Consider the following 26,090-nt stretch of genomic DNA (forward strand, 5'->3'; position numbering starts at 1 on the left):
CTGGTTAAGATATAAAGTTTCATGCACATTTTCCTCCGATTTCTGTATGCTTGCTAAGATAAGGATTTGTAAATTCGAATATGGTGATGTCATCCTCATCCAGCATAAGTCGTAATTCTTTTAGTGTGTCTGCCGGATATCCGCAGTCCCGAAACCGATTTATTACATCCTGTTCGGATGCAAACGGTTCTCCGTCTTCCAGTTTTTCCCCGATGATGATACCGGATGGAGTTACCAGGCTTTCCTCATATAAGCGGATACAGTACCGGTCAGGAAAGAAAATGTGAGCGGCATCTGTGTTGTAGTAGATCCGTTCTCCAGGCTCCATGCTCTGCATCACAAAGGAAAGATGATATGCTGCAGCGATTGCCTGATATGATTCGTAAAGCGGTGACCAGGCAGTTGATAAGGACAACAGAATATACGTATCATTCCATTCCATGTAGCTGACATTTCCACGAAGAGATATTCCGGTGGAATCTATTTTCTTGTGGGAAAATAAATTGCCAATCCAGCATAAATCAGGATTCTGGTTCAGAATGATGTAGGTTTCCAGATCCTCCCACAAGTCATATAGTCCTTCCGGATTTCCTTCTGTATAAAAGATTACATCATCACAGCAGATATTTGCCATTACACATCCACCTCCGTTCCAAAAGTTTCACCCATATTCTGGTTGGAAACCGTAAGGTTTACAGGGGATAAGGTGCCAGTGGCAAGCCGTTGTTCGATTGCATCAATCACCTGATCCAGCGTGTCATTGTAAGCTACATTGCAGTCTTCCAGTCGGAGAAACTGCAGGTATGCTTCATGAAGAAGGTTTGGATCATCATGCAGCGTTTCATATGGAAGGTTGCAAAGTCCGATTCCTTCCTCCAGACGTTCCAAGGAGCGGCGGATGAAGTCACAGGAAATAAATTGTTCCCGGTAGATGTTATAGGCAGCTTCAAACTGGTCATAAGTCAAAATAAATGAGACTTTCTTGCAAGGATTAGATGATTGTTCTTTCATGGTAAATTCCTCCATTCATACTATAATTGACTGGTGGTACGGATTCTCTTTGTTCGGGAGTAAGATGTACCAGCAGTTTCCAGTGTAGGTCAATCTCCCGATGAATCCAGGTATCATTTTCATAAACTGCGTGTGTCAAAAGGTTATAAAGAATCGGTTCTTTTTCTATATCATCCAGATCTGCGACTAGACAGGTAGCCTGATTCACGTAGGGCCAGAGTGCCTGTTCGACCATATGGCGTAGTTCCAGTATCAGAGGATACATCTGTCCTACATCATAGGTTTTGGACATGCAGGAGCTGATTTTCTTCAGCATCCCGGAAGTTTGTATCATCTGGTTGATGACGGCACATTGTTCCGCTACATCCGCATCCGGATTCAGGACCAGCCGGTGGAGCAGTACAGATTTCGCATAGGCAGAAGCGGTCAGGTTGATGTTTCTGACCAGTTCTTCATACGGCTGCTTATACTGTGTCTTCAGCACTTCCAGAGGCACATGTTCCCGGTTCTTCTTTAAGGTGGAGAGGAGCCCCGAAAGGCAGCTCTCCAGTTCTTCCATTCTTGTCAAGCACACATCGCCTCCATCTCCATCGGAACACGGGTGTAGCTGAGACGGTAAATACTGTTGCAGGTCTCAAATACCACACCGTTTTCGGATACTTCCAGAATACTCTGCACCGGACTGGTAGCAAAGGTCTGGTTATAACTATAGATCCACGCCCGTTCTCCCAGATGGAGGGGCAGGGACAGGATTCCGGTGAGGACATATTCTTTCTTTTGGGTGGTGTGTAAGGTTATATTTGTATTCTTCATTGATTTCACGCTCCTTTCCTTACTTAATTTTGTTTGCAATTACGGCAGCGACCAGTTTGGCGCATCCCAATTCCATCTCGGATAAGTGCTGTCCGGTTCTGGAACAGAGAAGAAGTGCCAGCGGTTCTTTGCATTCCCTTAAAATCGGGAAAAAAGCACAAACCGGCTGACGGGCGTTGGATACCGGGTAGACAGGGCAGTTCTCAGCAAAGATCTGTTCCTGGCCGCCCACAACCAATTCGGCGAGTTCTTCTGTAACGGGAGTGCCTTCCGGAAGATAGATGCCCGCAGATACGAGGATGTGATTCTCACTGCAAATTGCGATACCACAGTGGATGACACTATAGAGGACGGAAAGATAGGAAGACATTTCTTCTTTTCCATTTAGGCGAGCGGGACATTTTCGTAAAAGTAGCTCCGTGCCCACATTTTCTAATTCCAGTGCATCGCCGTCTGATAGCTTCATTTGTTTCCGGATTTCTGCAGGGATGACGATACGCCCCTGAGAGTCCATAGTCCGGATGAGTGTAATATTCATAACTAAAGTCTCCTTTCTTAAAAAGAGGAGAAGCAGCAAAGTACCGCTTCTCTTCTGAAAATTTAGGCAGCGTAAGGCGGAGCCTGTGCTGTCTGTTGCATTTGACTGTTCTGCTGGTCTGCCAGCATCCGTTTCCCGTTATTGATCAGTGATGCAGCAATCACCGTTTCCCAGTTGGAAATATAGGAATCCGTCCGCTTCAGAAGCGTGAACAGATCCATGTCGGTAAGCTGGATGGCTGTCGTCTTTTCGGACTGGAAGCTGCGTGGCTGCATGTAGGAACCACCGTTCTTATTCTGTGCTTTGATGCCTTTCCCATTTACAATCTGGATTTTCCATGGGCTTTTCATAGGCTGCCCTTTGGAATCATAGGGATGTCTGGAGATATAAAACATCTGGGCTGTGGAATAACCGTTCTGATCGGGATTGCCGTAGATCTTGCTCTGGCTCCATTCAAATTCCTGAAAACCGGAAGTGATCCGGGTTAAGAGGAACTGGATCTGTTCCGGTGCCAGGTTGAAACGGGTGATGATATTCCGGTCTCCGGTACCGTTGGAATAATCCTGAATGGTGATGCAGATTAAAGAATGTACTTTATGCCCGTTTTCCTGATATTCCCCTTTGGCATGTAGCTGTGCATAGTTGCCGAGTGGTGCGTAGCGGAGCCGGTCATAAAAGGCAATGAGTGCCCGGTCATTCTGGATCTTGCAGATCTGGTCGGTAATCCGGTTTTGATAAGTTTCATTCATGAGTATTCACCTTCCTTTATTTGAGATGCTGTTTGACAAGCTGTGCCATATTCTTTGGAAGCTCTTCCAGTTTCGTGATATCCAGGAATCCGTCCTTGTAAATCCTGCGGATATTTTCCTTATCGTCACCAATGGCAGCCGCAAACAGGATGACATCCCGTTTTTCGTATTCTTTCTTGATGCCCCGCAGATCTGCCTCTGCTTCCGTTCCGCTGTAGCCGTAATCGGCTGGCTGACCGTCAGAAATCAGGATCAGCAGCTTCTGAAGCTCCGGGCGTGTGCACAAATGCTCTGCTACGAAGCGGAGAGCTGCGCCGTCCCGGTTCCCGTTGCGGTCGCACATATCCATCAGCCGGTAACAGTCCTCATTGTCCACAGAATCAAATTCTGCATAGGAGTAAAGAGCAACGCCGCCTGCATCCGTGGAATGCCCGTAAATGGTGATAGGGATACCGAGGCTTTTACAGAAATCATAAAGGACAATGGCAGTCTTTCTTGCATGTGTCATCCGGTCACCCCAACCCATCGAACCACTCTCGTCAATCAGGAGGGCAACAGCCAGACGTTTTTCCTCTCCTGGAAGTCTGGTTCTGGTAAAGATGGTTCCGTCTGTCTTATAGAGAGCATGGGAGTCCAGACGTTTTCCAAACAGGAGATTCTTCTGCTTTCCGCCTTGCTGTTCTTCTTTCAAAAGCGGCAGGATGGTGCTTTGCAGCTTTTTGGAAGCCCGCAGGAGCGGGGGAGCAACTGTCTGGTATTCATTCTTCAGGTAATCGGAAACACTGGTCAGGCGATGGATGGTAACATGGATGCCTGCATGGGCATTGCCGTAATGAATATCATTGGCTGTTTTCTGCAGTTCCTCGGTCAGTTCCGTCTGACAGTCTTCCTGCACCTTTTCTGCAGCCACATCGTTCAAGATCCGGAACAGATCCTCTGCAGCATGCTCATAGCCGCTGCCCTGATACTGACTGACATAAGTGACGCCGGGGTTGTTTTCATCCAGAATGGTATTGGTCTTTGTAAGAGCGATGCGCCCGCCTTCTTCCGAAAGCACCTGTTTGGCTTCCTCTATAGCATCCTCTTTGGTACGTGGACCGGAAGGAGCATTGCCCTCATCATTCCCGCTTCCTTTTGGGGAAGCTGGTTTGATATTCTTTGGAATGGCACCGCTTTTTCCGGTCGGAAGAGGAGCGCCGCTGCTGACTTCATCCCCTAGAAGATCTTCCAGAGCATCGGCAGCGGAATCCTCGCCATGCATTTCCAATTCCTCCCGTGTTTTTTCGATGAGCGGCTGGATATAGTTCCAGGTCAGGGCTAAGAGCGCATTGGAAACCAGCATCCGGTCAGTGCCTTTTTCCGATTCCATTGCCGTATCCAGAAGATCGGTACAATCGGAAATGGTATCCAGATAATCCCCCTGATAGCCGGTGGGATTGTTGATGTTTCCGGTCCGGCAATAGGAAAGGATCAGGTTGGCAATGATGGAAAATGGCTGGTATTCTTTGTCAATTTGTTCCTGTATGGAAGGAATCTGTTCGGACATACGCAGGTTATTGAGTTCAATCCCCTGTCGGAAGGTGCCGTGGAATTCCTCACACATACGGTCTTCAATATGGATGTCTTCCAGAATGTTTTGAAAAGTTGCGGCGCATCGTGCCAGTGTCAGGCATCCGGCTTTGTCCTTTTCTTCTAACACTTCTTTGATCTCCTCCAGTGCTGTCTGATAAGCTGGAAGGGATAGCTCCGGCTCCTTCGGATAGAAGGAACCGTTTTCCAGACTCCTCAGATGAACAGCGTGGGCTGTGAAATCAGAATAGAGTAAGTGCCCCACTTCATGCCCGGTGAGCCCTGTCAGGCTCTGGGAACGTAAGAAACGGGTGGGGAAAGACTGGGTGATCGGGTTCGCTGCGTTGAGATGTACCTTATAATTGTCGGTATATGCAACGCCTGCCTGTTCGGAAATGTCCCAGTCCAGCAGTACCTGCAGTCCATACCGGTAACGTCCGGTAACGGCTCTGGCAAGGGAGGTCTGGTACTTCTGATAGGCAGCGGAGAGGAATAACTCCTCATCCGCAATGGAATCCTCTTTTGCCCGGATTAGTTTCTTTAAATTTCTTTGGCTGTGATTCACGTGATATTCTTCCTTTCTTTTCTTAGATTTTTTGTCAGCAGTTCCTCCATCGTGCAGCCGTAATACACAGCAAGGCGAAGGACGGCATAAGCCATCGGGGAGGAGTTTGCATTTTCATAATTCATAATGGTTTTCGGGGGAAGATTTAAGATTCTGGCAACTGCCTTTTGTGATAACTTCGGTGTTTTGGCTTGCCGGAGATAAGACAGATTATCTGCCAGATGCTTTCGGATCTGGGCTTCTGTGAGTGCTGCTTTTCTCATAGGCGTGTCCTACGCAGCAAGCACAGTATCCAGACAGCTTTCTTCCACTTCCGTACGGTTCTCAGCATCGGCAGAGGCAGAGGCAAGCACCGTGTAACGGGCCGATTCCCGGATATCCCCGCAGACCATGTAGGACTGCACCCAGGAAATCAGCTCCCTCATGCCACAGCAGCCATCTGTAATGAGATTTTCCCGGCAGTAGACAGCCATGGATTTGACAATGCGTGTCATCAGACGTACCGTTTTTGCATCCTTGCATCCGGTAACAGCCATGGCACGTTCTACCTGTGTATCCTCATCCGGTTCATCCAGATCAATCACAAGGTTCATTCGGGAAATGACAGACTGGTTCATCTGTTTACAGCCTGCATAGTCATTGTTTGTGGTGATTACGATGGTCGTATCCGGATGACGGTGGATGGTTTCTCCGTTTGGAAGATATACGCTGTTACAGCGGTCTAAAAGGGAGTTAAGTCCAACCAGTACACCGGGATTAGCAATGACCGTAGGCTCCTGTATCTCAAGAATATACCCATAGCGGATGGCTTCGACTAGAGGCGTATCCACATACTGGAAGTTCTGTCCGGAGGTGTGTTCCTTATAATAGCTGTGCATTTCATCAAAAATTGTATCGATCAGCTTCTGGTAGGTGTCCTCGGCAGAAATTTCTTCATCATAGTTTCCGGTCAGCTTCTGATAGGCACCGGAGGGATCTAACTGGATTTCCTGAAAAGACGGGTACTGCCGCTGAAGCCGGGTGCGTTTTCCGTCCACATCCGGAAGAATCTGACCTAAAAGGTCGAATACCTCTGTATTTGCGGAACAGGTAATGCAGCGGTAAGGAAGGTGAAGTGCGGAAGCAATGGCTTTGGCTCCTTCGGTCTTTCCGGTACCTGCCGGTCCCCGTAAAAGAAAATTCCGCATCGGCTGTGTGGTATCCGTTGTCAGTTTTGCGTGTTCGCAGATCCGTTTGATTTCCGGAGGGATGATGTACCACTCTGCCAATGTCGGAACAGATACCTCCTCTTCCGGAGACAGCCTTCGGGATGCGGTCAGGATAAATTTCCCAACAAAATCATCTCTGGAAATGGCTGCCTGTGCTTTCTTAAATCCACTTCCTGGACGTAACACCTGAAAGTCTCCATGGAGCACTTCGGTTGGTGCATAGACCCCCTTCTGGATATTTAACGGTTTGATCAGCGACAATACGCCGTTTGCCGGAAGGTCAATCTTAACACCACCGGTCGGGAGACCTGATGCATAGCGGGTTCTCCGGTAAATGTTGTCGCAGAGAACGGCTGCTGTTTCCGCAGCGGCGTCCAGATCGGGATAACCGTTGTCCCGGTGCGCTTTTAATTCCTGATACTTTTCATTACACTCTTCATCTGCCAGAAAAACCGGCATCAGTGCGAACAGCAGAGCCGCACCGGACTGTTTGGAGTCTTTAAATTCGTATTTTTCCGGTGTGCTTTCCACATCCGGCGGAGGAGTATAGCAGCCTCCGTAAAACTTTCCGTTTAGCTGGTTGTAGACAACCACCTGAAGATCACCGGTTTTGCTCGGATATTCCGCCACAACAAAATTGTTGGATTGGGTACCGACCGCCCCAAGCTTTTCCGGCGGGGTACTGCCAACCGGGTTTTCCAGCTCCAGATAAGCAAGGACTGCCCGCAGGGTAGCTGCATGAAGCGTGGATTTTTTCCGTGGCTGAGTACAGTATTTGGATGCAATGTCATCAAAGATTGCATGGTCCGTATAATCCTCAAATGGTTCCGGGAGTTTGCGTTTGAACCCCCAGGTTGCTACGATGTTATTTGCCATGATTCGTTCCTCCTTCTTATGAGATCCAGGACAGTTCCAGTGCCTGCTCGGTCTCTTCTGTGGTCAATTCATCTTCAGTAAAAATCTCCGTCAATTCGCCCCAGTAATCTTTGGGCGGGAAATGTTCCAGCTTTCCCCGGACTTCCGGTTCAGTGCCGTTCAGAATATAGACATCTCCCTGCTCGTTGATAAACAGCTTTTCATAGCCCCTTGCCTGTAAGTCACCGACCAATTCCATCAGTAGCGGTTTCCCAATCAGGGAATACCATGATTTGGGATTAACGGCTGGTCTGGAATCCGGATTTCCTTCTGACGGTTCCTTTTTATGTAAGGATTCAATGGTCATCATCTGAAGCGTCAGACTGCCACGGGCATCCATGAGAATTTCCGCAAAATTATAACTTCCGGTATTCCGTGTGCGAATCCGTAATGGTTCCCCATCCAGTATCTGGGAGAGCGGTGGTTCTTTCACAAAATCCCATGTGGCATCCGGGAAGGCTTCCTTGAGCTTTCCGGTAATCTGGAATTTGATCTGTCTCCAGAGAATGGTTTCCAGATCAGGTGTTCCTTCCAGATGACGAGTTCTTTCTGGGCGTTTTCGTAGCTTATGCTCCCTGTTTTTCAGGCGTTCCGTGAAAAGCGGGAGAAGATAACTGAACAGCGTGACTCCGATACCGATCAGGGCAATGCCTGCAATCAGAAGCCGGTTGGCATCCTGTGGTACGAAAAGTGCTGCAAGAAACAGTACAAGCACGACAAACTGTAAGAATTTTTTTCGATTTGATTTTTTCATGAGCTGATTCCTTTCTGATTCATGATTCTTAGACAAGCCCGGAAGCTGGATGGGAAATCGCCGCTTCCGGACATGAAAAAGAGGAACTGCATCATCACAAAGATGATAAATGCAATTCCTCAACATAGGGTTCCTTGAGAGTTAATAGGGCAACTGGGATGCCATCTGTTCCGGCACATTTTGAAAGCCGTCAGTTGGCTGACTGCCCGGCATACCTCCGTAATTTGGCATTCCGGTATAACTGCCCTGCGGCGGGTAGCTGCTCTGTGGCTGACCGGTTCCGTTTGGCGGAGCCTGATACTGTCCGCCATTTGCAGGAGGCGTGTAGGCACCGTTAGCAGGAGCCATTCCCTGCTGTGGATAGCCGCCAGGCATTGCCTGATTCTGGTAGCTGCCATTGGGATTTCCCTGCATTGGGTAGCTGCCATTGCCGGCTGCACCGGGCGTTGCCGCACCACCATTCGGCTGGCTGTTCTGGTTTGCACCCGGATGTCCGGTATTGCTGTCAGAACGGTTGGATGGTACAAAGTGCCAGTCCTTGACATTGATCCTCGGACCGGCATTTGCCTGCCCCGCATTCTTTCCTTTCTGATAAATGAACGGATGAAGCTCCAGATCACCATAGATCATCAGCCCGGTTCCTTTCTTTACGCCTGCTTTTGCTAAGCGTTCTGCAAGGAACTTGTTAAAATAGCACTGATAGTAAATGGTTTCTTCCTTTCCATCCTGGCCTCGCTGTGAAACTGCAATGTCCAGAGAAACATATTCCGTACCGGAATTTTTTCCTTGCTGCATCTCAGGATCTCTTGTGGCCCTCCCTAAAATTGTTAAAATTGCTGACATAAAAATTCTCCTTTCTGCCTCTTTGGGCGTTAAAATAGATTAAAATAAAAAAAGTGCCATTATAGCACCGTATAAAACGGCAGTATAATGACACGATTTTCCAAACTTAAACTGCATATGCTTCTGGATGAATGGTCCAGACTCCCATGACGGGACAGCACAAAAACTTAAATACAAGATTATATTAACACAAGATATAGCATATGTCAAAAAAATTAGAACTATATATAGCATATGTAGACGAGGTGGAAGGATAATATCAAAAGAATTTTGGACATAGTTATAAAAGTGCAATATAATATTGTTTAAATCGGAAAATGGAAGGATGAGAAAAATGGAGCAGAAAAACAGAATTCTGATTGTAGAAGACGATACGGATATCAATAATCTTTTATATACGGCATTACAGAAAGCAGGGTATGAGACGGTACAGGCTTTTTCCGGGACGGAAGCGAGGATGCTGTTCCAGATGGATAAGGCGGGCTTTTCTTTGATTCTATTGGATCTGATGCTTCCGGGAATTTCAGGAGAAGAGGTGCTTGCCCAGATTCGGAAACAGGGCAATACGCCGGTTATTGTCCTGACAGCCAAAGACGGATTGGATGAAAAAATCGGGCTTCTTACCAGTGGGGCAGATGATTACATTACAAAACCGTTTGAGATACAGGAGGTGCTTGCCCGGATTCAGGTTCAGCTCCGCCATATGCAGCAGGAGCCGGAACATAAAAGCGTGTCATATAAAAACCTGGAACTGGACCGTGAGCGCTTTGAAGTCCGGATTGCCGGAGTGCTGCTTCCCAAAATTACAAAGCAGGAATTTGCAATTCTGGAGCTTTTACTGGAGCATCCGAAACAGGTCTTCAGCAAAGAAGAGATTTTTGAATATGCGTGGGATGAACACTATATGGGAGAGACAAAGACACTGGATGTACATATCAGCAATATCCGGAAAAAGATAAAAGCAGTAACGCAGGAGGAATATATTGATACCGTATGGGGAATCGGCTACCGTCTGCATTCTTAATCTTTACTCTTTTTTTACTATTTATTTGCGTTTGATTAGGATTTATCCGATATGATAACAGCAGATAAGAAAAGGAGATGAAAGCATTGAGTGAATTGTTATTAAGTACAAATGGATTGACGAAGCAGTATGGTCATCATAAGGCAGTGGATAAAGTAAACCTTCACATAAAAAAGGGTGCTATCTATGGATTTATCGGACGGAACGGTGCGGGAAAGACGACTTGCCTGAAGATGATCAGTGGACTTGCAAGACCGACAGCCGGAGAGATTGAGATGTTCGGGTGTAAAGGAAAAGAACTGGAGAGGATTCGTTCTCGTGTGGGGTGTCTGATTGAAGCACCGGGGCTGTATGGCAACATGAATGCATATACAAACCTGAAAATAAAATGTGAATTGTTTGGTATTCGGAAAAAGGGATACATCGAAGATATCTTAGAGACGGTCGGACTGGAAGGTGTCGGAAAGAAAAAAACGAAACATTTTTCCCTTGGAATGAAGCAGCGTCTCGGAATCGGGCTGGCACTGGTCGGGGAGCCGGATCTCCTGGTCCTTGATGAACCGATCAATGGGCTTGATCCCCAGGGAATTGCAGAGGTGCGTGATACCATACAGAGACTGCGAGATGAACGGAATATGACGATTTTGATATCCAGTCATATTTTAGAGGAATTATCTAAGATTGCAACGGATTATGGAATTATCCATAATGGAAGTCTTCTGCAGGAGCTGACAAGCGAAGAACTGATGAAACGCTGCAGTGAACGGATTGAAATAGAGTTAATCCATCCGGAGCAGGCAGTCCCGATTCTGGACAGAATGGGATTTACCAACTATCAGGTTACAGATAAGAGCCATATCCATATATTTGAACGATTGAATGAAAGCGCCAATGTCAATATGGAACTGGCAAAAGCAGGAATTTTGGTCAATGGAATTTCCATTACCAGTGAAGAACTGGAAACCTATTTCTTGAATCTGACAGGAGGGAATCAAAATGCTTAATATGATAAAAATGGATCTGTACCGGATGGTCCGGACAAAAAGTATGTATGTGGTATGGATTGTGATGGCGGCAGCTATATTCTTCTCCACATCCATGTCGAAACTGGATATTGATACGATGAACAAGGAAGCGGAACAACAGCAGACAGAAAACATTGCAGAAACAGTGAAACCAGAAACCATCAATATGGGAATGTCCGTATTCCTGCCGACACAGCCGGGAGAAAAAGTAACGGTCTTTGATCAGGTATATGCAAACCTGCAGGCGAAGTTTGTGGCGTTGTTTCTGGTGATTTTTACAGTGCTGTTTTCCAGTGCAGATATAGGAAGCGGTTATATTAAAAATATCGGCGGGCAGGTAAGGAGCCGGAGAAACCTGATCTTTTCCAAAGCTTCCGTGTTGTTTGTGTATACGACTGTTACCATGCTGCTTTATTTCATCATTCAGATTATTGCACAGCAGATGTACTTCGGATATCTGGAGTGGGGGAATGGAAGCGAGTTGCTGAGATACTTTGGTATTCAGATTTTGCTTCATTATGCACTGGTACTAATCAGTATGGCGATTGCGGTGGTTTTGAACAGCAACGTGTTCAGCATGACGATTGTTATCTGCCTGTGCATGAATACCATGATTGTCTTATACGGAGTGATCAATCATTTGATCCAGAAGGCAGGTGTGGAGAATTTCCAGATTTTGAAATATACAGTGACAGGAAAGATTGCACTTTTATCCATGTCACCGACCAATAAGGAATGCCTGACGGCAGTTGTGATTGCGGCGGCGTTCGGAATCGTGGTTACATTACTGACAGCATGGGTATTCAGAAAGAGAGATATCTAAATGATAAAACTAGGGTTCGTGCTATTGATAGCAGTGATACTGGTACAAGGAATGTTATTTTGGAAATACCAGCGGCAGGTGAAAGACATCTGCCGCCAGTTGTCGTTTCTGATGAAGCACGACAGCAACATGCTGATTACCAGAGAAATGGATTTTGGAGGCATTGGTGAGTTGGCAGATGTTTTAAACGAATGGCTGGAACTGAAGCGAAGGGAAAAGAAGGAATACTTGAAGAAAGAGGAGATGATTTCGGATACATATACAAATCTCTCACATGATATCCGTACTCCTTTGACATCCCTTGACGGATATTTTCAGTTAATGGAAACCTGTGAAGACCAGGAAGAGCAGAGACGGTATATGAAGATCATACAGGAGAGAATCGGCAGCCTGAAAGAAATGCTGGAAGAATTATTTACTTTTACAAAACTTAAAAACGATTCTTTTCATCTGGAAATGTCATCCTGCTGTATCAACAAGATTTTGAAAGATACCATATTTTCCTACTACGATGAATGGACGGGCAGAGGAATTGAACCGGAGATACAGATTACAGATAAACTGCTGTTTATGAACGGAAATGAACAGGGAATCCAGAGAATTTTTCAGAATATCATAAAAAACGGACTGGATCACGGGGAGAAGAAAATCAGTATTTCACTGGAAGAAGTTGAAAACAACATCCGGATACAGATAAAAAATCAAGTATGTCATGTGGAAAAAATAAATGTAGATCAGGTGTTTGAACGGTTTTATAAAGCGGATGAAGCACGCAGTAAGACTTCCAGCGGTCTCGGCTTATCAATTGCGAAAGAGCTGGTACTTCGTATGGATGGGAAAATCAGCGCCCGGATAGAAGGGAATGAGTTCTGTGTGGAGATTGTGTTTCCAAAATAAAAGGAAAAATTTATATTAAAGCAAGTGAAAATGGGGAATGACTTTATATAGGTTTCATGGTAGAATTACAGTAGAAAGAGAAGAGTCACTCAGTCATTTGTTGTATGAAAGGATGAGTATAATGTATAAAGTAGAACTTAAATTTGATACAAGCAAGCTCGCTCCGGAAACGGTAAATCAGATGTGTGAACAGGCAGATCAGATTTTTGAGCAGGAGGATTTAAGCTGTGCAGTCAAAGCCCTTGGAAGCAGGATTTATCTTGACCGGGGACGCAAGCAGGACTATGGAAGATTCTGGGCAGCAATCTTTCAGTTGAAAAACTCCGTAGGAATTGCAGAGAATTTGTTAGAGTGTTTCTGGTATAACGGAACAGAAAAGGAGAACCTGATTACAGACTTTATAAGGAACTAACAGATGGACAGCTTACAGAGGAAAGGCATCAATTTTGACCTGAATACACAAGCACTAAAGGAATATTATCCGAAAGGTGACTGGCATAATGCATATGCGGATGTAAGGGACTTTTTTGAAGCAAACGGATTTGAGCATATTCAGGGATCGGGATATCATTCGGTGGAAGCAATGTCAGAAGCAAAAGCCATGGCAGTTATTTATCAGATGACAAAAGAATTTCCATGGCTCAATTATTGTGTGAATGTGTGTACCATATCAGATGTACCGGAACTGTTTGATATCTCGCATGTATTTGCCAGAGAAGCGGAACGGTTGGAAAAGAAAAATGCATGATTTGACAAATTATTTCCAATATGTTATATTCATCTCAAGCAAAAAAGGGAGTAGCTGAACGCCTTGAAAGAGGTGGTTTTGTAACCGACAACCGGTATCGAGAGATACCCGTAGCAAATGAGATAGCAAGACTTTTATTGTGGCAGAGGTCATGATAGGAGTCTTTTTTTATTATGAAATATAGAAAATCTGCCGCAATAGTCTGCTAAAAAGAAAGAGAGGATAAACGATGAGTAACGAAATGATGAAACGGGAAATGCAGGAAGCAGTACAGGCAGGGGAGCGGGCGCTTCAGAGCCTTTACGCAGCAAGGGATAAGTTGGGAAGTGCGAGAAACTGGGGCATTTTTGATATGCTTGGAGGAGGCTTTATCAGTGACTTTGTGAAGCATTCTAAAATGAATGACGCAGCTGCGTTGATGGAACAGGCGAAAAGCGATATTCAGCGTTTTCAGAGAGAATTAAGAGATGTGCAGGTTTCCTTGGATCTGCGCATGGAAATCGGCAGCTTCCTTTCCTTTGCGGATTTCTTTCTGGACGGGCTGGTGGCAGATTATATGGTGCAGAGCAAGATTGCAGATGCAAGAGAACAGGTGGATGATGCCATCAACCGGATAGAAAAGATACTTGCTGATGTGAAAAATCGGATGAATGGGGAGGTGTAGCATATGGGATGCCTGGGAAATGTGTTGTGGTTTGTGTTTGGCGGCGCAGTCAGTGGGCTGAGCTGGTGTCTGGCAGGTTGTCTCTGGTGTATTACCGTTGTGGGGATTCCGGTGGGGATGCAGTGTTTTAAATTTGCGGCGCTTAGTTTTTTCCCCTTTGGAAAAGAGGTGCAGTATGGTGGCGGAGCTGGTTCGTTCCTTTTGAATATCATCTGGCTGATTGTATCCGGTCTGCCTCTTGCACTGGAGCATCTGGCGTTGGGTACAGCTTTATGTGTGACGATTATCGGAATCCCGTTTGGTTTACAGCAGTTTAAACTGGCGAAACTGGCATTGATGCCGTTTGGTGCGGAGGTGTATTAAGATGCGATTATTTGATAAAAGGACACCGCTTCAGAAGGAGTGGGAAAAGCTGGAAGTACAGGAGCAGAGATTCCTTCAGAAGCGTTCAGAGAAAAGGGAGAGCATTCTGAATCAGAAACTGGAGGAAAAGATACCGCCGAAACTTCAGAAAACATTGGATACCGCTTTTGCGAAGGCATTTGCTCTGATTTTCGAGAAAGGAACCGGGGTTATTGAAAAGACGTATCAGCGGACAAAACTGGAGCAGGATTATCAGGTGCGGCAGTATATGGCGGATGTAAAGCAGAATTCCAAATCCCTCCGCTCTTTTTCTAAAAAGGCAAGAGATACGGGAACAAAGAATTTACTGCTATCCGGTGTGTCTGGAATCGGGATGGGCGTATTGGGAATCGGTCTGCCGGATATTCCGGTATTTACAGGGATGATTTTAAAGAATATTTATGAGACTGCTCTGCAGTATGGATACAGCTATGAAAGCAGGGAAGAAAAATATTTTATCTTATTATTGATCCGGGGAGCAGTATCCTATGGGGATACACTTTGTGAGATTGACGGGAAAGTAAATGAATTTATCAGAAACGGAATACTGCCGGAAGAGTATCAGGATAAGGAGCAGATCGAACAAACGGCGGGAGCTTTGTCAAAAGAGCTTCTGTATATGAAGTTCTTACAGGGAATTCCGGTGGTTGGTGCTGTAGGCGGAGCTTATGATGCAGTCTACATGAAACGGATCACAGAGTATGCAGAGCTGAAATACCGGCACAGGTATCTGGCGGGGCGGAAAAAGGCAGAGAATGGACAATTATGTAAAAGGTGTAAAAGTTATAGAGATATATGATGCCGCAAATAAGGAATTGCTGGTAAAGTATGATGATAAGCATAATATAGACAAGGTTATTTCTGCTTTAAATATAAAATCATGGAAAGAGACAGAAAAAAGCATAGGTATGAACCCTAAATATACCATAAAATTTTATTGCGATACTACGAACCAAGATGAAGAAAAAGATATAAAAGAAATTACCCTTTATGAAAATGGGGAATATGCTACGATTTTTATTACTTCTCCTGGCGGAGTAAAACAAAACTATAAAACGAGCATTGATATTTCTGAATTGGTTATCTAATAATATTTGTGTAATGAGAATGAAAATCTAATTCTTTCAAGTTTAACTAAGACATTCCCGGAGCAAATGCTCATGGCATTGAAGCGGATACAAACACTATTGTTTGATAGAAATAAGAGAGGTTATTTATAATAAAATGAGCCGCCAGAACTGTAGGGGTGATGCAGTACGGGCGGCTCATTTTCTATCTAAACGGATGTATCCGGAAGTTCCGGCAGTTGATCGGTGAGTTCTTCATATCCGAGAATATCTCCGGCACATGGCATCGATTGCCCTGTTCCCTGCTGTGGTTTCCGGAAGTACAGCCGATACCGATGTCCCTCTAGGAGTTTGATATTCTTTTCCAGTGAGAAGGCGTATTCCTTTCCGTTATCACTGGCAAACCAATATTGCTGGTTTTTCCCGAAGAGTGTCTGTTCCCGTTTCGTGCAGCTTACGTCCAGTGACAGATAAGCATGTGTATGGATCAGGTGGTAGAAACTGAGTGCACGCAAGATGCTGCAGATTCCGATGAGGAGGCTCATGAGGATAAAGAGCCGGTCATGGGTGGCGATCCCGAAGATGCACCCAAAAAGTACACAGAAAAAGCCGATTGCACTGATGGCAACCAGCTTTGTGAAAAATGGTTTTGGCATAAGGTTCCTTCCTTTAACATGTATGAAATGTGATTTGTTTATTCAGGTACAAATTAGCAATAGCCTGCAGCACTGGATACTGGGTATGGTGAATCTGGACATCATCCACAAGTGTTTGGTAAGTTGTCTCCGGTTCTGTGTATAACTCATCCATAATATCCGATTCGTTGTGGATTACTTTTTCCTGCTCCATACTTGTGACAAGCTCAGCGGTCGTGAGGGATACCTTATCAGCCAGCTTCAGAATGGTATCTTCCATCGGTGAAGAGGGTTTCTTCTTTAAATATCTGCCAAACTCTTTTGCACCAATAGTTCCTTCCAGATAAAGCTGAACGCAGCCAAAGAGCCGGATGGGAAAGGTATCCTTCAAGGGAATAATGGTCAGAATGCCGAGAAGGCGATATAAGGCATCCACCCCTGTCAGTCCAATTCCGCTTACAACCAGACCGCGTAAGGAAAGTCGGTTCAGATAGTGTTGGAAGGATAAGCCTTTCGGACCTTCTTTCTGTATCTGGCGCAGGGTATAGGCATCCTGGAGTTCATGGAGCGTCAGAATCTGGAAGGCAAGACAGCTCCAGAGCAGCAGCTCGTCATCCGATAGTCCATATTCTTGTCCATCGTTGATTACAAGAGGAATGGATTTTCCGCCTGTCGTTTTTTGAAATTTTAAGGTTCCGACAGCAGTATAAAGTGTCAGCATAAAAGTTCCCTCCTTCAAGGTTAAGTCAGAAGTGCATAGAGTGCATCATCCTGCTGTAATAGTTTCCGTGCTTTGCTCTGCCATGCCCGTACACGATTGGCTGGTACTTGGTAGTGTTTTGCCAAGTCAAAGCTGGTATATCCCTGCTGTTGCAGATAGAGGGCTACAATTCCCTTCTGAATAGTTGAGGACTGTCCGGTGCCAAGCTGGGTTAAATGCTCAAGAAGCAAGGTCTGGTTTGTGTCCTTTTCCGGGTGAGTTGTTTGTGTATCCTCGTAGGAAAACAAATCACGATAATGGAGATGTTCATCTTCAGATGATGCTTCGTCCAGAGAACAGAGCATGGAGCGGTCACGGGCAATTTTCCGCCAGTAGTCAAAGATGGCATGACGGATGATAGTTTTGGCATAAGGCTGGAATGATCTTCCTTCCTCAAATCCGACAGCCGACCGGCACAAAGCCAGATATCCAATCTGACATAATTCCTGTTGTTCTTCCTCAGTTACATAGGCAGCGGTGCGGGTCATGGAACGAATCATGATCGGAACCAGATCCATGGATTTTTCCACCAGTTGTTTTTGCTTTTTATTTAGTGGTAAGGTCATCATCAATCACCGCCTTTCAGCTGGCTGCCCGGAGGCGGAAGGGAATATGGTTGTTCTTTAAAACATCTGCGGATTCCCGAATGAGCTGGTCGCACATATAGTTGCTGAACTGTCCGATGTGAGCCTGCTTATCTGTCAGACAGAACTTATCTGCCACCCAGCGATATGCTTCCGGTTTGGAAAGGATGCCCTGTTGCCAGATCTGATCGAAAATTCGATGTGCCTGAATCCGCTTTTGACGAAGCTCCCGGTTGGCGAGCGTTCCTTTTGGTATCTTGGTTCCCGGATGTACCCCGACATAGGAATTGCAGGATGGATAGTGGGAGCAGACATAAACCTGTCCGCCATGAGAATGCGTTCCATATACAAAGGATGCATCTCTTAATATTGCTGTTCCGCCGCAGTAAGGGCAGCGGATGATTTTTGGTTTCTTCATCTGTTTTCACCTCGCTTGTACATACACGATACGTAACGTGTACGTGAATAACCAGTACGTACTGTATACTTATATTGTAAGTAAGCAGGTGATGAATTCCCATAGGACGCAAGCGGATACTGATCCCAGATTCGGACTAAATGGCACGAATCCCCATTTTTCAGATGCCGGGATAGAAAATTGCTCGGATGAGCGGGAATAAGCCGCTGTCTGTGAAACGTGGATAATTAACCGGTGTAAAGATGAACTTCTCACAGAAAATCCGTAGCAGGAATAAGCTGATCAGTACCAGACAGAGCAGGTAAGTGTTCCTGCGCCTTCTGGTCCATGGCTTTTTCGGACGGAATTTCACATACAGGACAAAAATCATGGGAATAAATATCAGGTTCGTAAAGACCTGATCGATACATTGGATGATTGAAATTACGTTTAACATAGGCAGTGCCTCCTTTCTTTACATATCCTGTACGTATAAGAGCCTGAAAGTGCAACTTTTTGTTACCAGTCATATTGCTGGTTCTCCTGAAGCCGGAGCAGTGCCGGAATGGGACATGGCTTTAAAGGCAGCTTCTGAGCGGCCAGATAGGGCAGATAAAGCTCTGTAAAAGCAGCAATGCTCATGCTTCCGGTACATTCGGTTGGCTCCGGTATCCGGGGAAACAAAAGCGCTGCATCTGAAAGAGGGAGGATGCAGGGGCTTCCCGTTTCATCCGGATGGAATAAAAAGCCAGAGTTCTCACAGCTTTCCTGTGCGTTACAAGTGCGGCACCAGACGTAGATACAGGAGTGCCAGTTCCCTTCACAGAGGTTCAGAAAATGACGGATGTGCTTGGCATCTGTCTTGCAGTGGGGGTGTTTCATATTCATCACCTACTAAAGAAGCAGGCAGTTCCATGTGGGAGCTGCCTGCAGGAGTCTTCGTTATGAGTTACTGATGTTTCTTTTTGCGTTTGAAGTAAACGATGCCCAGGACACTTGCACCTGCAAGTGCAGCTATGGCGATTCCGGCATACAGGAGAAGCGGCGTCTCATCGCCGGTCTTTACAGGCGGAGCTACCGGAGGCGTCTCCGGTTCTTTCGGAAGCTCCGTCATGTGTACGGTCTGACCTTCATCCTTCAGATCCTCATGGGAAGCAATCTCATGCTCGGTTTTTCCGTCTGTATAGTAGAGCTTTTCAAAGACAACCACATCCTGTCCGGCAAGAGCAGAAGCGTCGAAGGTAAAGGTAACTTCCACAGAGCCGCCAGCTTTTTCTGCTTTAAATTCTGCCTGAGCGGTAACTGGTTTTCCGTCTTTTAACAAAGCCTCTCCGGTTTCCTTATTCATCAGGGTTCCGATGACTTTGTACTCAGATCCAGGCATCAGACCATGATAAGTGACCGTATCTACGATAGTCGCTTCCTTGGAAGCAGAGACATCCTGATCCCCGTCACTGCCGTCTTTGGCTGTGGTTTTGATTTCCGGGAAGTAAATAGTCTGTCCTTCATCTGCAATGTCTGCGTGTACGGCAACTTCCTTGTCTTTGTAAGCCAGGGATTCAAAGACAACTACCGTTTTCCCTTTTAAGGAGCTGGCATCAAAGGTAAAGGTAACATCTACCGTACCAGCGGATTCTTTTGGCTTGAAGGATGCTTTTGCTGTCACCGGTTTTCCGTCTGCTTCGACTGGTTTCTTTGTTTCTTTATCTATCAGAGTTCCAGTCACTTCATATTTCTGGTTAGGAACCAGCCCCTTAAAGGAAACCGTATCCACCAGCGTGATTTCTTCCTTTGCACAGGAAATATTGGAGTTCGTGTCCGCATCTTTCGCAGTAGTCTTGATTTCCGGGAAATAGATGGTCTGGTCTTCATCGTTGATGTCGGTATGGACTGCAAGCTGCATCTCATCCTGATATAATTCCTCGAAGACAACGGTTGTTTTTCCCTTTAAGGAAGTTGCATCAAAGGTAAAGGTTACTTTGACGGAGCCGGAGGATTTCTTTGCAGTAAATTCAGTTTCAGAAATCACCGGTTTTTCATCCACAAGGATTGGTTCCCCGGTTTTTTTATCCATTAAGGTTCCAGTCAGTTTGTATTTCTGGCCCTTTTTCAGTCCTTCGTATTCCACAACGTCTTCAATGGTCACTTCTTTTGCCGGCTGGCTCATGTGTGTACCGGTCTCGGCATCCAGAGCAGTCGTGCCGATCTCAATGGCATCATCGGTCAGAGTTCCAACCTGTATCAGAACAGAATCCTTATAAACCTTGACTTCAAAGGTTAAAAGATCCATGCCTTTGTTGGAATCACAACGCTGTTCCGCCAGAGTGTAAGTATCGTAAATGAGAGCGCCTTTGGAATCATCCGGTTTGGAGGTGCCGAACCAGATGCCGTCTTCCGAAGACTCACCCCGGTTGGTATTTGCGGTATGTTTGTTCCATTTGGAGGAAGTGCTGGCATAACCGTTGGCATCTGTCACAATCACATGGCTTTCGCCTGTTGTTTTGGAAGTGATCTTAAATGGCACATTTGCCAGACGGTTCTGGCTGCCGTCAGCAATCTTGACAAATTCCAGATCCCCGCGGATGACCTGATTGGAGATGGAATTGTCTTTTGCAGTCAGTTCCACGATTTTTCCCTGTTCTGTGATGTCAAATTCTACAGAGATCTTTCCGCTGTTCAGATAACCGGAAGGTGCAGTTGTTTCATCCACACGGTAATGTCCGAATGGGAGAGCATCTTTTGCAGTTGCAGCAGAACCGGATTTATCGGCAGTAAGTGTAAGGACAACCTGATCTTTCGTGTAGGATGTTCCGTCTACTAATACCGGATTTTCATTTAACGTAGTGATCGCAAAGACAGTACCTTCCAAAGTGGCAGAACCCTGCGGTTTTGCTTCTCCGGTCTCGCTGTCACGTTTCTGGATCTTCACTCCGCCACGGATGACAGATTCTTCTATGGTAGAAGACTGGTATACCGAAACCATTTCCTGCTTACCGTCACCTGTAATTTTCTGTACGAAGACAGTTGGATTGAGCTGGTATCCGGCAGGGGCTTTGCTTTCCTGTACAGTTATGGTACCGAGCGGAAGACAGACGGTCTTGCCATCACTGGTATAGTAAAAGGCATCGCCGCTTACAAAGGAATCTTTGGTAAAATGCATCTTTCCGGAAACATCTGTTTTTAATACCCAGGTACGTGCCGGTTTCTTTCCAGCTTCCGCAGGATCACTGTCAGACTGCTCGGTATAGAACTTGACTGTAAATTCTGCGTCTGCAAGGGAAGCTGCTCCCTGTGGGGAGGCTTTCTTTGTTTCGGCATCCAGCTTTTCAAGCACCAGATCCATGGGATTATTCTGCGGGATCTCAGTTACCTTTGCAGCAGAAGTCTGTTCTGCTTTTACCGTAACTTTATGAGAGGAAGTATCCACAATATAGCCTTTGGAAGCAGAGAGTTCTTTTACAGTGTAGTCGCCTTCCTCCAGTTCGCCGGATCTAGCATACCCGTTTTCATCGGTGGTCAGTTTCTGGATGAGCTTCTCACCCTGATAGATCCCATACACAGCACCCTTTAAGCTGTAATTCGGATTCCCGTCCGATACGCTTCCGTTGGCAGAAGATTTTTTCAGTTCGATCCAGCCGTTTGGAACCTGATACCAGCTTCCGGCAATGGTCTGGCTGCCCTGTCCCGGAACGATGAATGCCCGGAAGCCTTCCGGCGGGTTCGGAAGTCCCTGAATGGCACTGGCTACTTCCAGTGCTTTATCAATATAGGACTGCGGGGCGCCATGGAAAGCTCCGGTGTCAGCGGAATTACCGGCATAGATGTAAGCGACAACCAGATGTCCGATGACATAGCTGTTATCATCACTCCAGCCACTGAAATATTTATCCTTGACGACTTTATCGTAGCCGTAACCGCCGTTTAAGTAGTAGAGCGCTTTTCTGAGCGGGGAGTTCTGGCTTAAAAGGTCATAGGAATAGGAACCAGAGGAAGGTGTTTTCTTCAGTGGTTCCACGCAGTAGGCAGTATTGCTCCCGTCAAAGCTCATGCGGGAGGTAAAATAGCTGCCGTAAGGGATATTGGCACCTGCCTTATAGCTGATGGTGCCGTCGGCTGCATGAACCGGAAAACTGCCGGAAAACAATGCGCCGACTGCGACAAGGACTGCCAGCAGCATAGCCAGCGTCCGTCTGGTATAGGATTTGTATGTCTGTAACATAAGTCTCCTCCTTCTTGAAGTTCAAATGAAAAGGGCAGCGTCAGTGCTGCCAAAAGTTACACAGCCTGTTTCTTCTGTTTCGCAAGGATTTCCAGAAGCTCCTGCCGATCTGTGGTAATCAGCTCCTTTTCCAGATTGGAAGCCTTAAATTCCACAGTGATGTTATTGTTGTTGGTTGAGATCAGACCGTTGCCCCGCTGGAAATGGGTGATGTTCATTACTTCTGTTTCCGATAGATGCAGGATAGTCTTCACCCGCTGTGCCTCTTCATCCTCCATGTTCAGGATAATCTTGGTCTTGCAGTTATTGATGATACCCTTGCCGTACTTCCCGTCATCCAGAGCAAAGAAGTCGTTTAAATCCTGTGTGGCAAAGATGCCGGCTCCGGAGTAAGCACGGATGATCTTGGCAATCTCCAGTACGAATTCCGCTGCAAGCCGGTTGCTGGATGCACCGATGAGTTGCCAGACCTCATCGACAAAGATGGCTTTCTCTTCGGTACGGTTTTCCTTCGCTTTATCCCAGACATAATCCAGGGCAACGAACATGCCGACCGTTAAAAGATCGCTGGAACCGGTCAGTTCGGAGATATCCAGTACCGTATATTTATTGGTCAGGTCCACATTGGTCTGCTGGTTAAAGGAAGAAGCAGAACCGTGAACCAGGCGGTTCAGGATATGAGCCAGACGTTTGGTATCCTCGCTTTCCAGCAGGACATTGTAGACATCCTCCAGAATGGGCATCTTTTTGTACTGCTCCGGATGCTGCGGATCTGTCAGGGATTCATTTTTATGTGTAATCCCTTTTCTGGCATAGGTTTTGATTAGGGCTTCATCCAGAAGCTGCTTCTCCTCATGGGACATATCCGGGATCAGCAGACTGAAGAAGATGTGAAGCCTTTGGATCTTGCCTGCCAGTGCGGAGGCATCCAGTGTCGGTCCGTCCAGCAGTTCATTTACAGAATTGTCTACCTTCCGGATTTCCATGATGTTGATACAGTTCTTACTGGCAGGAGAGATCTGGATAAATTCTCCGCCGACATTCCTTGCAGCCCGGTAAAATTCGTGTCCCTTTAGCGGAGCGATGATGAACACCTGGATGCCTTTTCTTCGCATCCTTAGTGCCATGGTCTGCATGGTGAAGGTCTTTCCTGCTCCCGAACAGCCTAAGATACAGATGTTGCTGTTCTTGTACTGCCTGGAATCAAAGATATCCGCAATGACCAGGGAATTGTTATGCTTGTTTACCCCAAAGAGGATTCCGTTATCATCGCAGATACTGTAGCTGACGAAGGGATAGCAGCTTGCCGCCCCGGAAGTCAGTACGTTCCGCTTGGACAGCTTAAAAAGCTTCTTGTCCAGATTTGCCAGCGGCAGAGAGGATAAAAATCCCTGCTCCTGTAAAAAGTAGCAGGAGTGTAAGTTCATATCCTGCGAGATCAGGAGCTTTTTCATTTCCTGAATCCGCCACTGCAGTTCTTCCAACGTGGAAGCAGTAATGGTGATGAGAAGATTCATGTAATAGAAATCTTCGTTGTTGGCAAGTCCCTGCTTCAGAAAATATCCGGAGCGGATGGCAGAATCCAGATCGTCATAATCAGTGTTGGTATCGGACGCATCCTTTAATTTGGAACGGTTGATACGGATCTGCTGACCGAGACGCTGCTGAATCTTGTCCTTTGGCTGTTTCTGGAGAAAGAAATCAATATCAATCCCTTCCCCGGCATTGACAAGGAGTGACAGCCATCCGGGAGTTACCCGGTTTTTGTAGCCGTCAGACGGCACAAGCAGGTAGGAATGGTAAAGCCCATTGATCTGCACATAATGGGAGTGCTTGAAATCCACACTTTCCGGTGCGAGAAACTCGTTGATCCGGATGTGATCCAGTTCCTCCATGCGATTTTCCTTTGTATAGGCGGACAGTACAGTGCTGATCCGGTTCGAAAGCGGAACCTCCGTACAAAGGGTACGGTTTAAAAGGGTGTAGAGAACATCCGTAGTAAATTCATCCTCATTGTCATGGGAGACCACTTCATTCCCGCACTGGTATAGAAAGGTTTTGGCGGTCTGGGAGGCTGTCTCAAGAGCAGCAAGGATTTCCCGTTCCTCTTCCTTTCGGTTTGCGTTGAATGGTTCATATTCAAAGATCAGAAAGAACCGTCTGGATACTGCTTCTCTGGAACTTAAGTTCTGGACAAACTGGATGTAGTCACGCTGCAGTTCCTGACAGTGGGGATCGGTTTCCCGCTCCAGCTCCAGCTGGGACTGCTCCAGATGCTTATTGATGTCTGCTTTTTTGGAGATCATCTTGATCTGGAGTTTGACAGGGCTGATCTTTAAGTAACTGATAAAGCTGTAGATAATGCCCTGCTGTTCCCTGGCACTTCGAAGCAGAAAGTTGATTGGTTCAATCTCCAGGATCTTCACGTACCGTCCGTCTGTGGTATAGACGATTCCGTTTGCGATTTTTTCCACCGGAAGATAATCCTCCAAGGTCTGGTCTTTCTTTCGCTTTTTCCGGGAAACGGGTTTTGACGTGGCAGATGAGGTGTCCTCCTTGGAAACCACCTTTTTTTTCTGCTCTTTTTTTGCAGCCCGCTTTTCGGAAACTGCCCGTTTTTCTTCCTCCTTTCGTCTCCGGGCTTCCGTTTTTTTCTGTATTTTTATCTGTTTCGCCGCCTCTTTTTTCTGTCGGCTGGCTTCTTTCTGCTCCCACTTCAGATAACGGATATCTTCCTTTGCCTGTTTTTTGATGCCCCGCTTGGTGGAGGTATCAAACTGCCGGTGTTCTTTTTTTTTACTTTTTGGCGGAGCTGGTGCGTCCGGTTCAGACTGTGGGGGAGCCGATGCCATTACTTTGGAAGGCTCTGCCATTTTTTCTGCTTTCCGGTGTTTCTTTGTCTTTGGCTCTTTGAAACGTGGTTTCCTGCGTGGCTTTCCTTCCGGAAGACTGTCGGACCTCCAGATTACCCTGCGGTTCACTACAAAACGCAGGGCATTCATCAAAAAGGCAGTGATGCTCTCCCCGCCGATTCCAATCAGGGCTACCATTGCCGCTGGAAGTGCGGTCATGCAGAGAATGATGATGCGGGCAGTCAGGGACAGCGGCAGGTGGAAAACAGGGATACCGATTGCCAGGGAAAGAACAATGCTTTCTATGGCATTGCGGATGTCAAAAGTTCCGTTTAGGATCTTGCCTTTCTCAATGAAGTTGGAAGGGATAAAGGAAACCGGTGTTTCTTCTGGCTGTGTCATGGCTGCACCTCCTTTTTCGTATCTTTCGCATCTTCGGAAGGCACAGAGGCACTGCCGGATTCTGTGTCCGGAGCTTCCGGGCTGTCAGAAGTATCCGGATACCCGCCTTCCTGCAGGTGTTCAATGTCCTGCGAAGTCAGGGACGGCAGGGAATCATCGGTTTGCTTTTCGTAAACAGTCGTATCTGCAGAGACCTGTACCCCGTCTTCTCCAAATAAAAACACACCCGTCGGGGTGTGGTAGGTAACCGGAAGCGTATCCTGATCGGAAAGTGAAAACATCAGGCAGACGGTTGTTTCGGTAGGGTAGCTGGTTTTTTCCGGCAGGAAGGTGATGCTTGTCTGTTCTTTTTTGACATACTCTTTTAGGTAGACAGGAAACTGCCCTTTGAGAGAAGCAATCTGGCTGTCGGAGAAAAATGCTTTTAAAGCATCAAAATCCAGATATTCCGGCATGGGGGTATCAGAATTTGTTTCTGTTGTTTCCTTTGCCGGTTCCCTGCCTTTGTTTCCGGAAGCTTCTTTTTTCTGGCTTTTCCAGAAACTGGGGAGAACCAGTCCGGCAAGCAGCAGAAACAGCATCAGAAAAATGGAAAGAATCACTTTTGTTCTGTTCATAATGGCTCC

30 protein-coding genes are annotated in these 26,090 nt (G+C 46.3%); 10 read left to right on the top strand and 20 right to left on the bottom strand.

All coding sequences use genetic code 11. The features are described 5' to 3' along the window. Positions 1 to 19 precede the first annotated feature (19 nt). The 11 genes from DXC01_RS09975 to DXC01_RS10025 all read right to left on the bottom strand — a co-directional run bounded on the left by DXC01_RS09975 (position 20) and on the right by DXC01_RS10025 (position 8,965). The gene (locus tag DXC01_RS09975) at positions 20 to 634 is read right to left on the bottom strand and encodes a hypothetical protein (protein WP_117470413.1); all 615 of its coding nucleotides are present in this window, start codon (positions 632 to 634) and stop codon (positions 20 to 22) included. After that, positions 634 to 1,011 (bottom strand): hypothetical protein, encoded by a 378-nt coding sequence (locus tag DXC01_RS09980; protein WP_117470412.1) that lies wholly within the window; start codon positions 1,009 to 1,011, stop codon positions 634 to 636. Before DXC01_RS09980 ends, DXC01_RS09975 begins: the two co-directional genes overlap by 1 nt. Beyond that, entirely contained in the window at positions 992 to 1,570 is a 579-nt protein-coding gene (locus tag DXC01_RS09985) for a hypothetical protein (RefSeq protein WP_117470479.1), read from the bottom strand. Before DXC01_RS09985 ends, DXC01_RS09980 begins: the two co-directional genes overlap by 20 nt. A gap of 5 nt (positions 1,571 to 1,575) precedes the next feature. Continuing rightward, complete coding sequence (locus DXC01_RS09990; RefSeq protein ID WP_117718927.1) at positions 1,576 to 1,824, bottom strand: hypothetical protein; 249 nt, start codon at positions 1,822 to 1,824, stop codon at positions 1,576 to 1,578. Positions 1,825 to 1,843: 19 nt separating this feature from the next. Continuing rightward, positions 1,844 to 2,362, bottom strand: a complete 519-nt coding sequence (locus DXC01_RS09995; protein WP_117470410.1) for an AbrB/MazE/SpoVT family DNA-binding domain-containing protein — start codon at positions 2,360 to 2,362, stop codon at positions 1,844 to 1,846. 62 nt (positions 2,363 to 2,424) lie between these two features. Continuing rightward, complete coding sequence (locus DXC01_RS10000) at positions 2,425 to 3,111, bottom strand: hypothetical protein (RefSeq protein WP_005333468.1); 687 nt, start codon at positions 3,109 to 3,111, stop codon at positions 2,425 to 2,427. Positions 3,112 to 3,127: 16 nt separating this feature from the next. Further along, positions 3,128 to 5,245: a vWA domain-containing protein gene (locus DXC01_RS10005; protein ID WP_005333469.1), complete on the bottom strand. Its 2,118-nt coding sequence runs from the start codon at positions 5,243 to 5,245 to the stop codon at positions 3,128 to 3,130. Next, on the bottom strand, positions 5,242 to 5,508 hold the full coding sequence (locus DXC01_RS10010) for a helix-turn-helix domain-containing protein (protein ID WP_005333471.1): 267 nt from the start codon (positions 5,506 to 5,508) through the stop codon (positions 5,242 to 5,244). The genes DXC01_RS10005 and DXC01_RS10010 overlap by 4 nt, the downstream gene beginning before the upstream one ends. Positions 5,509 to 5,517: 9 nt before the next feature. After that, on the bottom strand, positions 5,518 to 7,329 hold the full coding sequence (locus tag DXC01_RS10015; RefSeq protein ID WP_055155796.1) for an AAA family ATPase: 1,812 nt from the start codon (positions 7,327 to 7,329) through the stop codon (positions 5,518 to 5,520). A gap of 16 nt (positions 7,330 to 7,345) precedes the next feature. Continuing rightward, a complete protein-coding gene (locus tag DXC01_RS10020; protein WP_022415111.1) occupies positions 7,346 to 8,122 on the bottom strand; it encodes a hypothetical protein in 777 nt (258 codons plus the stop codon). A 141-nt stretch (positions 8,123 to 8,263) separates the two neighbouring features. Then, positions 8,264 to 8,965, bottom strand: coding sequence for a single-stranded DNA-binding protein (locus tag DXC01_RS10025; protein ID WP_005333477.1), 702 nt, complete (start codon positions 8,963 to 8,965; stop codon positions 8,264 to 8,266). 325 nt (positions 8,966 to 9,290) lie between these two features. Between DXC01_RS10025 and DXC01_RS10035 the strand changes: the two genes are divergently transcribed. From DXC01_RS10035 to DXC01_RS10080, 10 genes are all read left to right on the top strand, one after another. Next, positions 9,291 to 9,989, top strand: a complete 699-nt coding sequence (locus DXC01_RS10035; protein ID WP_005333481.1) for a response regulator transcription factor — start codon at positions 9,291 to 9,293, stop codon at positions 9,987 to 9,989. Between the two features lie 77 nt (positions 9,990 to 10,066). Next, positions 10,067 to 10,993: an ABC transporter ATP-binding protein gene (locus tag DXC01_RS10040; protein ID WP_008373911.1), complete on the top strand. Its 927-nt coding sequence runs from the start codon at positions 10,067 to 10,069 to the stop codon at positions 10,991 to 10,993. Continuing rightward, positions 10,986 to 11,837: an ABC transporter permease gene (locus DXC01_RS10045; RefSeq protein WP_005333484.1), complete on the top strand. Its 852-nt coding sequence runs from the start codon at positions 10,986 to 10,988 to the stop codon at positions 11,835 to 11,837. Before DXC01_RS10040 ends, DXC01_RS10045 begins: the two co-directional genes overlap by 8 nt. Next, entirely contained in the window at positions 11,838 to 12,734 is an 897-nt protein-coding gene (locus tag DXC01_RS10050; protein WP_005333486.1) for a sensor histidine kinase, read from the top strand. Between the two features lie 121 nt (positions 12,735 to 12,855). Then, positions 12,856 to 13,146 carry a hypothetical protein gene (locus DXC01_RS10055; protein WP_022415108.1) on the top strand — a complete coding sequence of 97 codons (291 nt, stop codon included), beginning with the start codon at positions 12,856 to 12,858 and terminating at the stop codon, positions 13,144 to 13,146. A gap of 3 nt (positions 13,147 to 13,149) precedes the next feature. Further along, positions 13,150 to 13,482 (top strand): hypothetical protein, encoded by a 333-nt coding sequence (locus tag DXC01_RS10060; RefSeq protein ID WP_005333489.1) that lies wholly within the window; start codon positions 13,150 to 13,152, stop codon positions 13,480 to 13,482. A gap of 229 nt (positions 13,483 to 13,711) precedes the next feature. Further along, a complete protein-coding gene (locus DXC01_RS10065) occupies positions 13,712 to 14,146 on the top strand; it encodes a hypothetical protein (RefSeq protein WP_005333491.1) in 435 nt (144 codons plus the stop codon). A 3-nt stretch (positions 14,147 to 14,149) separates the two neighbouring features. Further along, the gene (locus DXC01_RS10070) at positions 14,150 to 14,509 is read left to right on the top strand and encodes a YccF domain-containing protein (protein ID WP_005333494.1); all 360 of its coding nucleotides are present in this window, start codon (positions 14,150 to 14,152) and stop codon (positions 14,507 to 14,509) included. Position 14,510: 1 nt separating this feature from the next. Continuing rightward, positions 14,511 to 15,347: an EcsC family protein gene (locus tag DXC01_RS10075; RefSeq protein WP_005333496.1), complete on the top strand. Its 837-nt coding sequence runs from the start codon at positions 14,511 to 14,513 to the stop codon at positions 15,345 to 15,347. Beyond that, positions 15,304 to 15,636 (top strand): DUF5301 domain-containing protein, encoded by a 333-nt coding sequence (locus tag DXC01_RS10080; RefSeq protein ID WP_005333498.1) that lies wholly within the window; start codon positions 15,304 to 15,306, stop codon positions 15,634 to 15,636. The genes DXC01_RS10075 and DXC01_RS10080 overlap by 44 nt, the downstream gene beginning before the upstream one ends. Positions 15,637 to 15,824: 188 nt before the next feature. Here the strand turns inward: DXC01_RS10080 and DXC01_RS10085 are convergent, their stop codons facing one another. The 9 genes from DXC01_RS10085 to DXC01_RS10125 all read right to left on the bottom strand — a co-directional run bounded on the left by DXC01_RS10085 (position 15,825) and on the right by DXC01_RS10125 (position 26,081). Continuing rightward, complete coding sequence (locus tag DXC01_RS10085) at positions 15,825 to 16,271, bottom strand: hypothetical protein (protein ID WP_005333500.1); 447 nt, start codon at positions 16,269 to 16,271, stop codon at positions 15,825 to 15,827. Between the two features lie 13 nt (positions 16,272 to 16,284). Further along, positions 16,285 to 16,971, bottom strand: a complete 687-nt coding sequence (locus DXC01_RS10090) for a cell division protein (RefSeq protein WP_117718925.1) — start codon at positions 16,969 to 16,971, stop codon at positions 16,285 to 16,287. 20 nt (positions 16,972 to 16,991) lie between these two features. Beyond that, positions 16,992 to 17,579, bottom strand: a complete 588-nt coding sequence (locus DXC01_RS10095; RefSeq protein WP_005333504.1) for a sigma-70 family RNA polymerase sigma factor — start codon at positions 17,577 to 17,579, stop codon at positions 16,992 to 16,994. Between the two features lie 13 nt (positions 17,580 to 17,592). After that, positions 17,593 to 18,012, bottom strand: coding sequence for a DUF3268 family zinc-finger domain-containing protein (locus DXC01_RS10100; protein ID WP_005333505.1), 420 nt, complete (start codon positions 18,010 to 18,012; stop codon positions 17,593 to 17,595). A gap of 251 nt (positions 18,013 to 18,263) precedes the next feature. Further along, entirely contained in the window at positions 18,264 to 18,521 is a 258-nt protein-coding gene (locus tag DXC01_RS10105) for a hypothetical protein (protein ID WP_005333506.1), read from the bottom strand. Continuing rightward, on the bottom strand, positions 18,511 to 18,873 hold the full coding sequence (locus DXC01_RS10110; RefSeq protein ID WP_040015509.1) for a hypothetical protein: 363 nt from the start codon (positions 18,871 to 18,873) through the stop codon (positions 18,511 to 18,513). The genes DXC01_RS10105 and DXC01_RS10110 overlap by 11 nt, the downstream gene beginning before the upstream one ends. Positions 18,874 to 18,940: 67 nt before the next feature. Then, entirely contained in the window at positions 18,941 to 22,210 is a 3,270-nt protein-coding gene (locus DXC01_RS10115) for a VaFE repeat-containing surface-anchored protein (RefSeq protein WP_243111593.1), read from the bottom strand. Between the two features lie 56 nt (positions 22,211 to 22,266). Then, positions 22,267 to 25,464 carry a TraG/VirB4 family ATPase gene (locus tag DXC01_RS10120; RefSeq protein ID WP_023921581.1) on the bottom strand — a complete coding sequence of 1,066 codons (3,198 nt, stop codon included), beginning with the start codon at positions 25,462 to 25,464 and terminating at the stop codon, positions 22,267 to 22,269. Continuing rightward, positions 25,461 to 26,081 carry a DUF5038 domain-containing protein gene (locus tag DXC01_RS10125; protein WP_023921583.1) on the bottom strand — a complete coding sequence of 207 codons (621 nt, stop codon included), beginning with the start codon at positions 26,079 to 26,081 and terminating at the stop codon, positions 25,461 to 25,463. The genes DXC01_RS10120 and DXC01_RS10125 overlap by 4 nt, the downstream gene beginning before the upstream one ends. Positions 26,082 to 26,090 lie beyond the last annotated feature (9 nt).

Origin of the sequence: Blautia sp. OM07-19, assembly GCF_003481595.1 — a bacterium.
In the GTDB taxonomy this organism is placed as follows: Bacteria; Bacillota; Clostridia; order Lachnospirales; family Lachnospiraceae; genus Blautia_A; species Blautia_A intestinihominis.

Excerpts from the sequence above, each read along its gene's own strand:
- DXC01_RS10110 (WP_040015509.1), bottom strand. The coding sequence starts at position 18,873 with ATGAAACACCCCCACTGCAAGACAGATGCCAAGCACATCCGTCATTTT.
- DXC01_RS09995 (WP_117470410.1), bottom strand. The coding sequence starts at position 2,362 with ATGAATATTACACTCATCCGGACTATGGACTCTCAGGGGCGTATCGTC.
- DXC01_RS10000 (WP_005333468.1), bottom strand. The coding sequence starts at position 3,111 with ATGAATGAAACTTATCAAAACCGGATTACCGACCAGATCTGCAAGATC.
- DXC01_RS10080 (WP_005333498.1), top strand. The coding sequence starts at position 15,304 with ATGGACAATTATGTAAAAGGTGTAAAAGTTATAGAGATATATGATGCC.
- DXC01_RS10045 (WP_005333484.1), top strand. The coding sequence starts at position 10,986 with ATGCTTAATATGATAAAAATGGATCTGTACCGGATGGTCCGGACAAAA.
- DXC01_RS10070 (WP_005333494.1), top strand. The coding sequence starts at position 14,150 with ATGGGATGCCTGGGAAATGTGTTGTGGTTTGTGTTTGGCGGCGCAGTC.
- DXC01_RS10015 (WP_055155796.1), bottom strand. The coding sequence starts at position 7,329 with ATGGCAAATAACATCGTAGCAACCTGGGGGTTCAAACGCAAACTCCCG.
- DXC01_RS09980 (WP_117470412.1), bottom strand. The coding sequence starts at position 1,011 with ATGAAAGAACAATCATCTAATCCTTGCAAGAAAGTCTCATTTATTTTG.
- DXC01_RS10095 (WP_005333504.1), bottom strand. The coding sequence starts at position 17,579 with ATGATGACCTTACCACTAAATAAAAAGCAAAAACAACTGGTGGAAAAA.
- DXC01_RS10025 (WP_005333477.1), bottom strand. The coding sequence starts at position 8,965 with ATGTCAGCAATTTTAACAATTTTAGGGAGGGCCACAAGAGATCCTGAG.
- DXC01_RS10020 (WP_022415111.1), bottom strand. The coding sequence starts at position 8,122 with ATGAAAAAATCAAATCGAAAAAAATTCTTACAGTTTGTCGTGCTTGTA.
- DXC01_RS10060 (WP_005333489.1), top strand. The coding sequence starts at position 13,150 with ATGGACAGCTTACAGAGGAAAGGCATCAATTTTGACCTGAATACACAA.
- DXC01_RS10065 (WP_005333491.1), top strand. The coding sequence starts at position 13,712 with ATGAGTAACGAAATGATGAAACGGGAAATGCAGGAAGCAGTACAGGCA.
- DXC01_RS10120 (WP_023921581.1), bottom strand. The coding sequence starts at position 25,464 with ATGACACAGCCAGAAGAAACACCGGTTTCCTTTATCCCTTCCAACTTC.
- DXC01_RS10115 (WP_243111593.1), bottom strand. The coding sequence starts at position 22,210 with ATGTTACAGACATACAAATCCTATACCAGACGGACGCTGGCTATGCTG.
- DXC01_RS10035 (WP_005333481.1), top strand. The coding sequence starts at position 9,291 with ATGAGAAAAATGGAGCAGAAAAACAGAATTCTGATTGTAGAAGACGAT.
- DXC01_RS09985 (WP_117470479.1), bottom strand. The coding sequence starts at position 1,570 with ATGGAAGAACTGGAGAGCTGCCTTTCGGGGCTCCTCTCCACCTTAAAG.
- DXC01_RS10075 (WP_005333496.1), top strand. The coding sequence starts at position 14,511 with ATGCGATTATTTGATAAAAGGACACCGCTTCAGAAGGAGTGGGAAAAG.
- DXC01_RS10040 (WP_008373911.1), top strand. The coding sequence starts at position 10,067 with ATGAAAGCATTGAGTGAATTGTTATTAAGTACAAATGGATTGACGAAG.
- DXC01_RS10085 (WP_005333500.1), bottom strand. The coding sequence starts at position 16,271 with ATGCCAAAACCATTTTTCACAAAGCTGGTTGCCATCAGTGCAATCGGC.
- DXC01_RS09975 (WP_117470413.1), bottom strand. The coding sequence starts at position 634 with ATGGCAAATATCTGCTGTGATGATGTAATCTTTTATACAGAAGGAAAT.
- DXC01_RS10055 (WP_022415108.1), top strand. The coding sequence starts at position 12,856 with ATGTATAAAGTAGAACTTAAATTTGATACAAGCAAGCTCGCTCCGGAA.
- DXC01_RS10125 (WP_023921583.1), bottom strand. The coding sequence starts at position 26,081 with ATGAACAGAACAAAAGTGATTCTTTCCATTTTTCTGATGCTGTTTCTG.
- DXC01_RS10050 (WP_005333486.1), top strand. The coding sequence starts at position 11,838 with ATGATAAAACTAGGGTTCGTGCTATTGATAGCAGTGATACTGGTACAA.
- DXC01_RS10100 (WP_005333505.1), bottom strand. The coding sequence starts at position 18,012 with ATGAAGAAACCAAAAATCATCCGCTGCCCTTACTGCGGCGGAACAGCA.
- DXC01_RS09990 (WP_117718927.1), bottom strand. The coding sequence starts at position 1,824 with ATGAAGAATACAAATATAACCTTACACACCACCCAAAAGAAAGAATAT.
- DXC01_RS10105 (WP_005333506.1), bottom strand. The coding sequence starts at position 18,521 with ATGACTGGTAACAAAAAGTTGCACTTTCAGGCTCTTATACGTACAGGA.
- DXC01_RS10090 (WP_117718925.1), bottom strand. The coding sequence starts at position 16,971 with ATGCTGACACTTTATACTGCTGTCGGAACCTTAAAATTTCAAAAAACG.
- DXC01_RS10010 (WP_005333471.1), bottom strand. The coding sequence starts at position 5,508 with ATGAGAAAAGCAGCACTCACAGAAGCCCAGATCCGAAAGCATCTGGCA.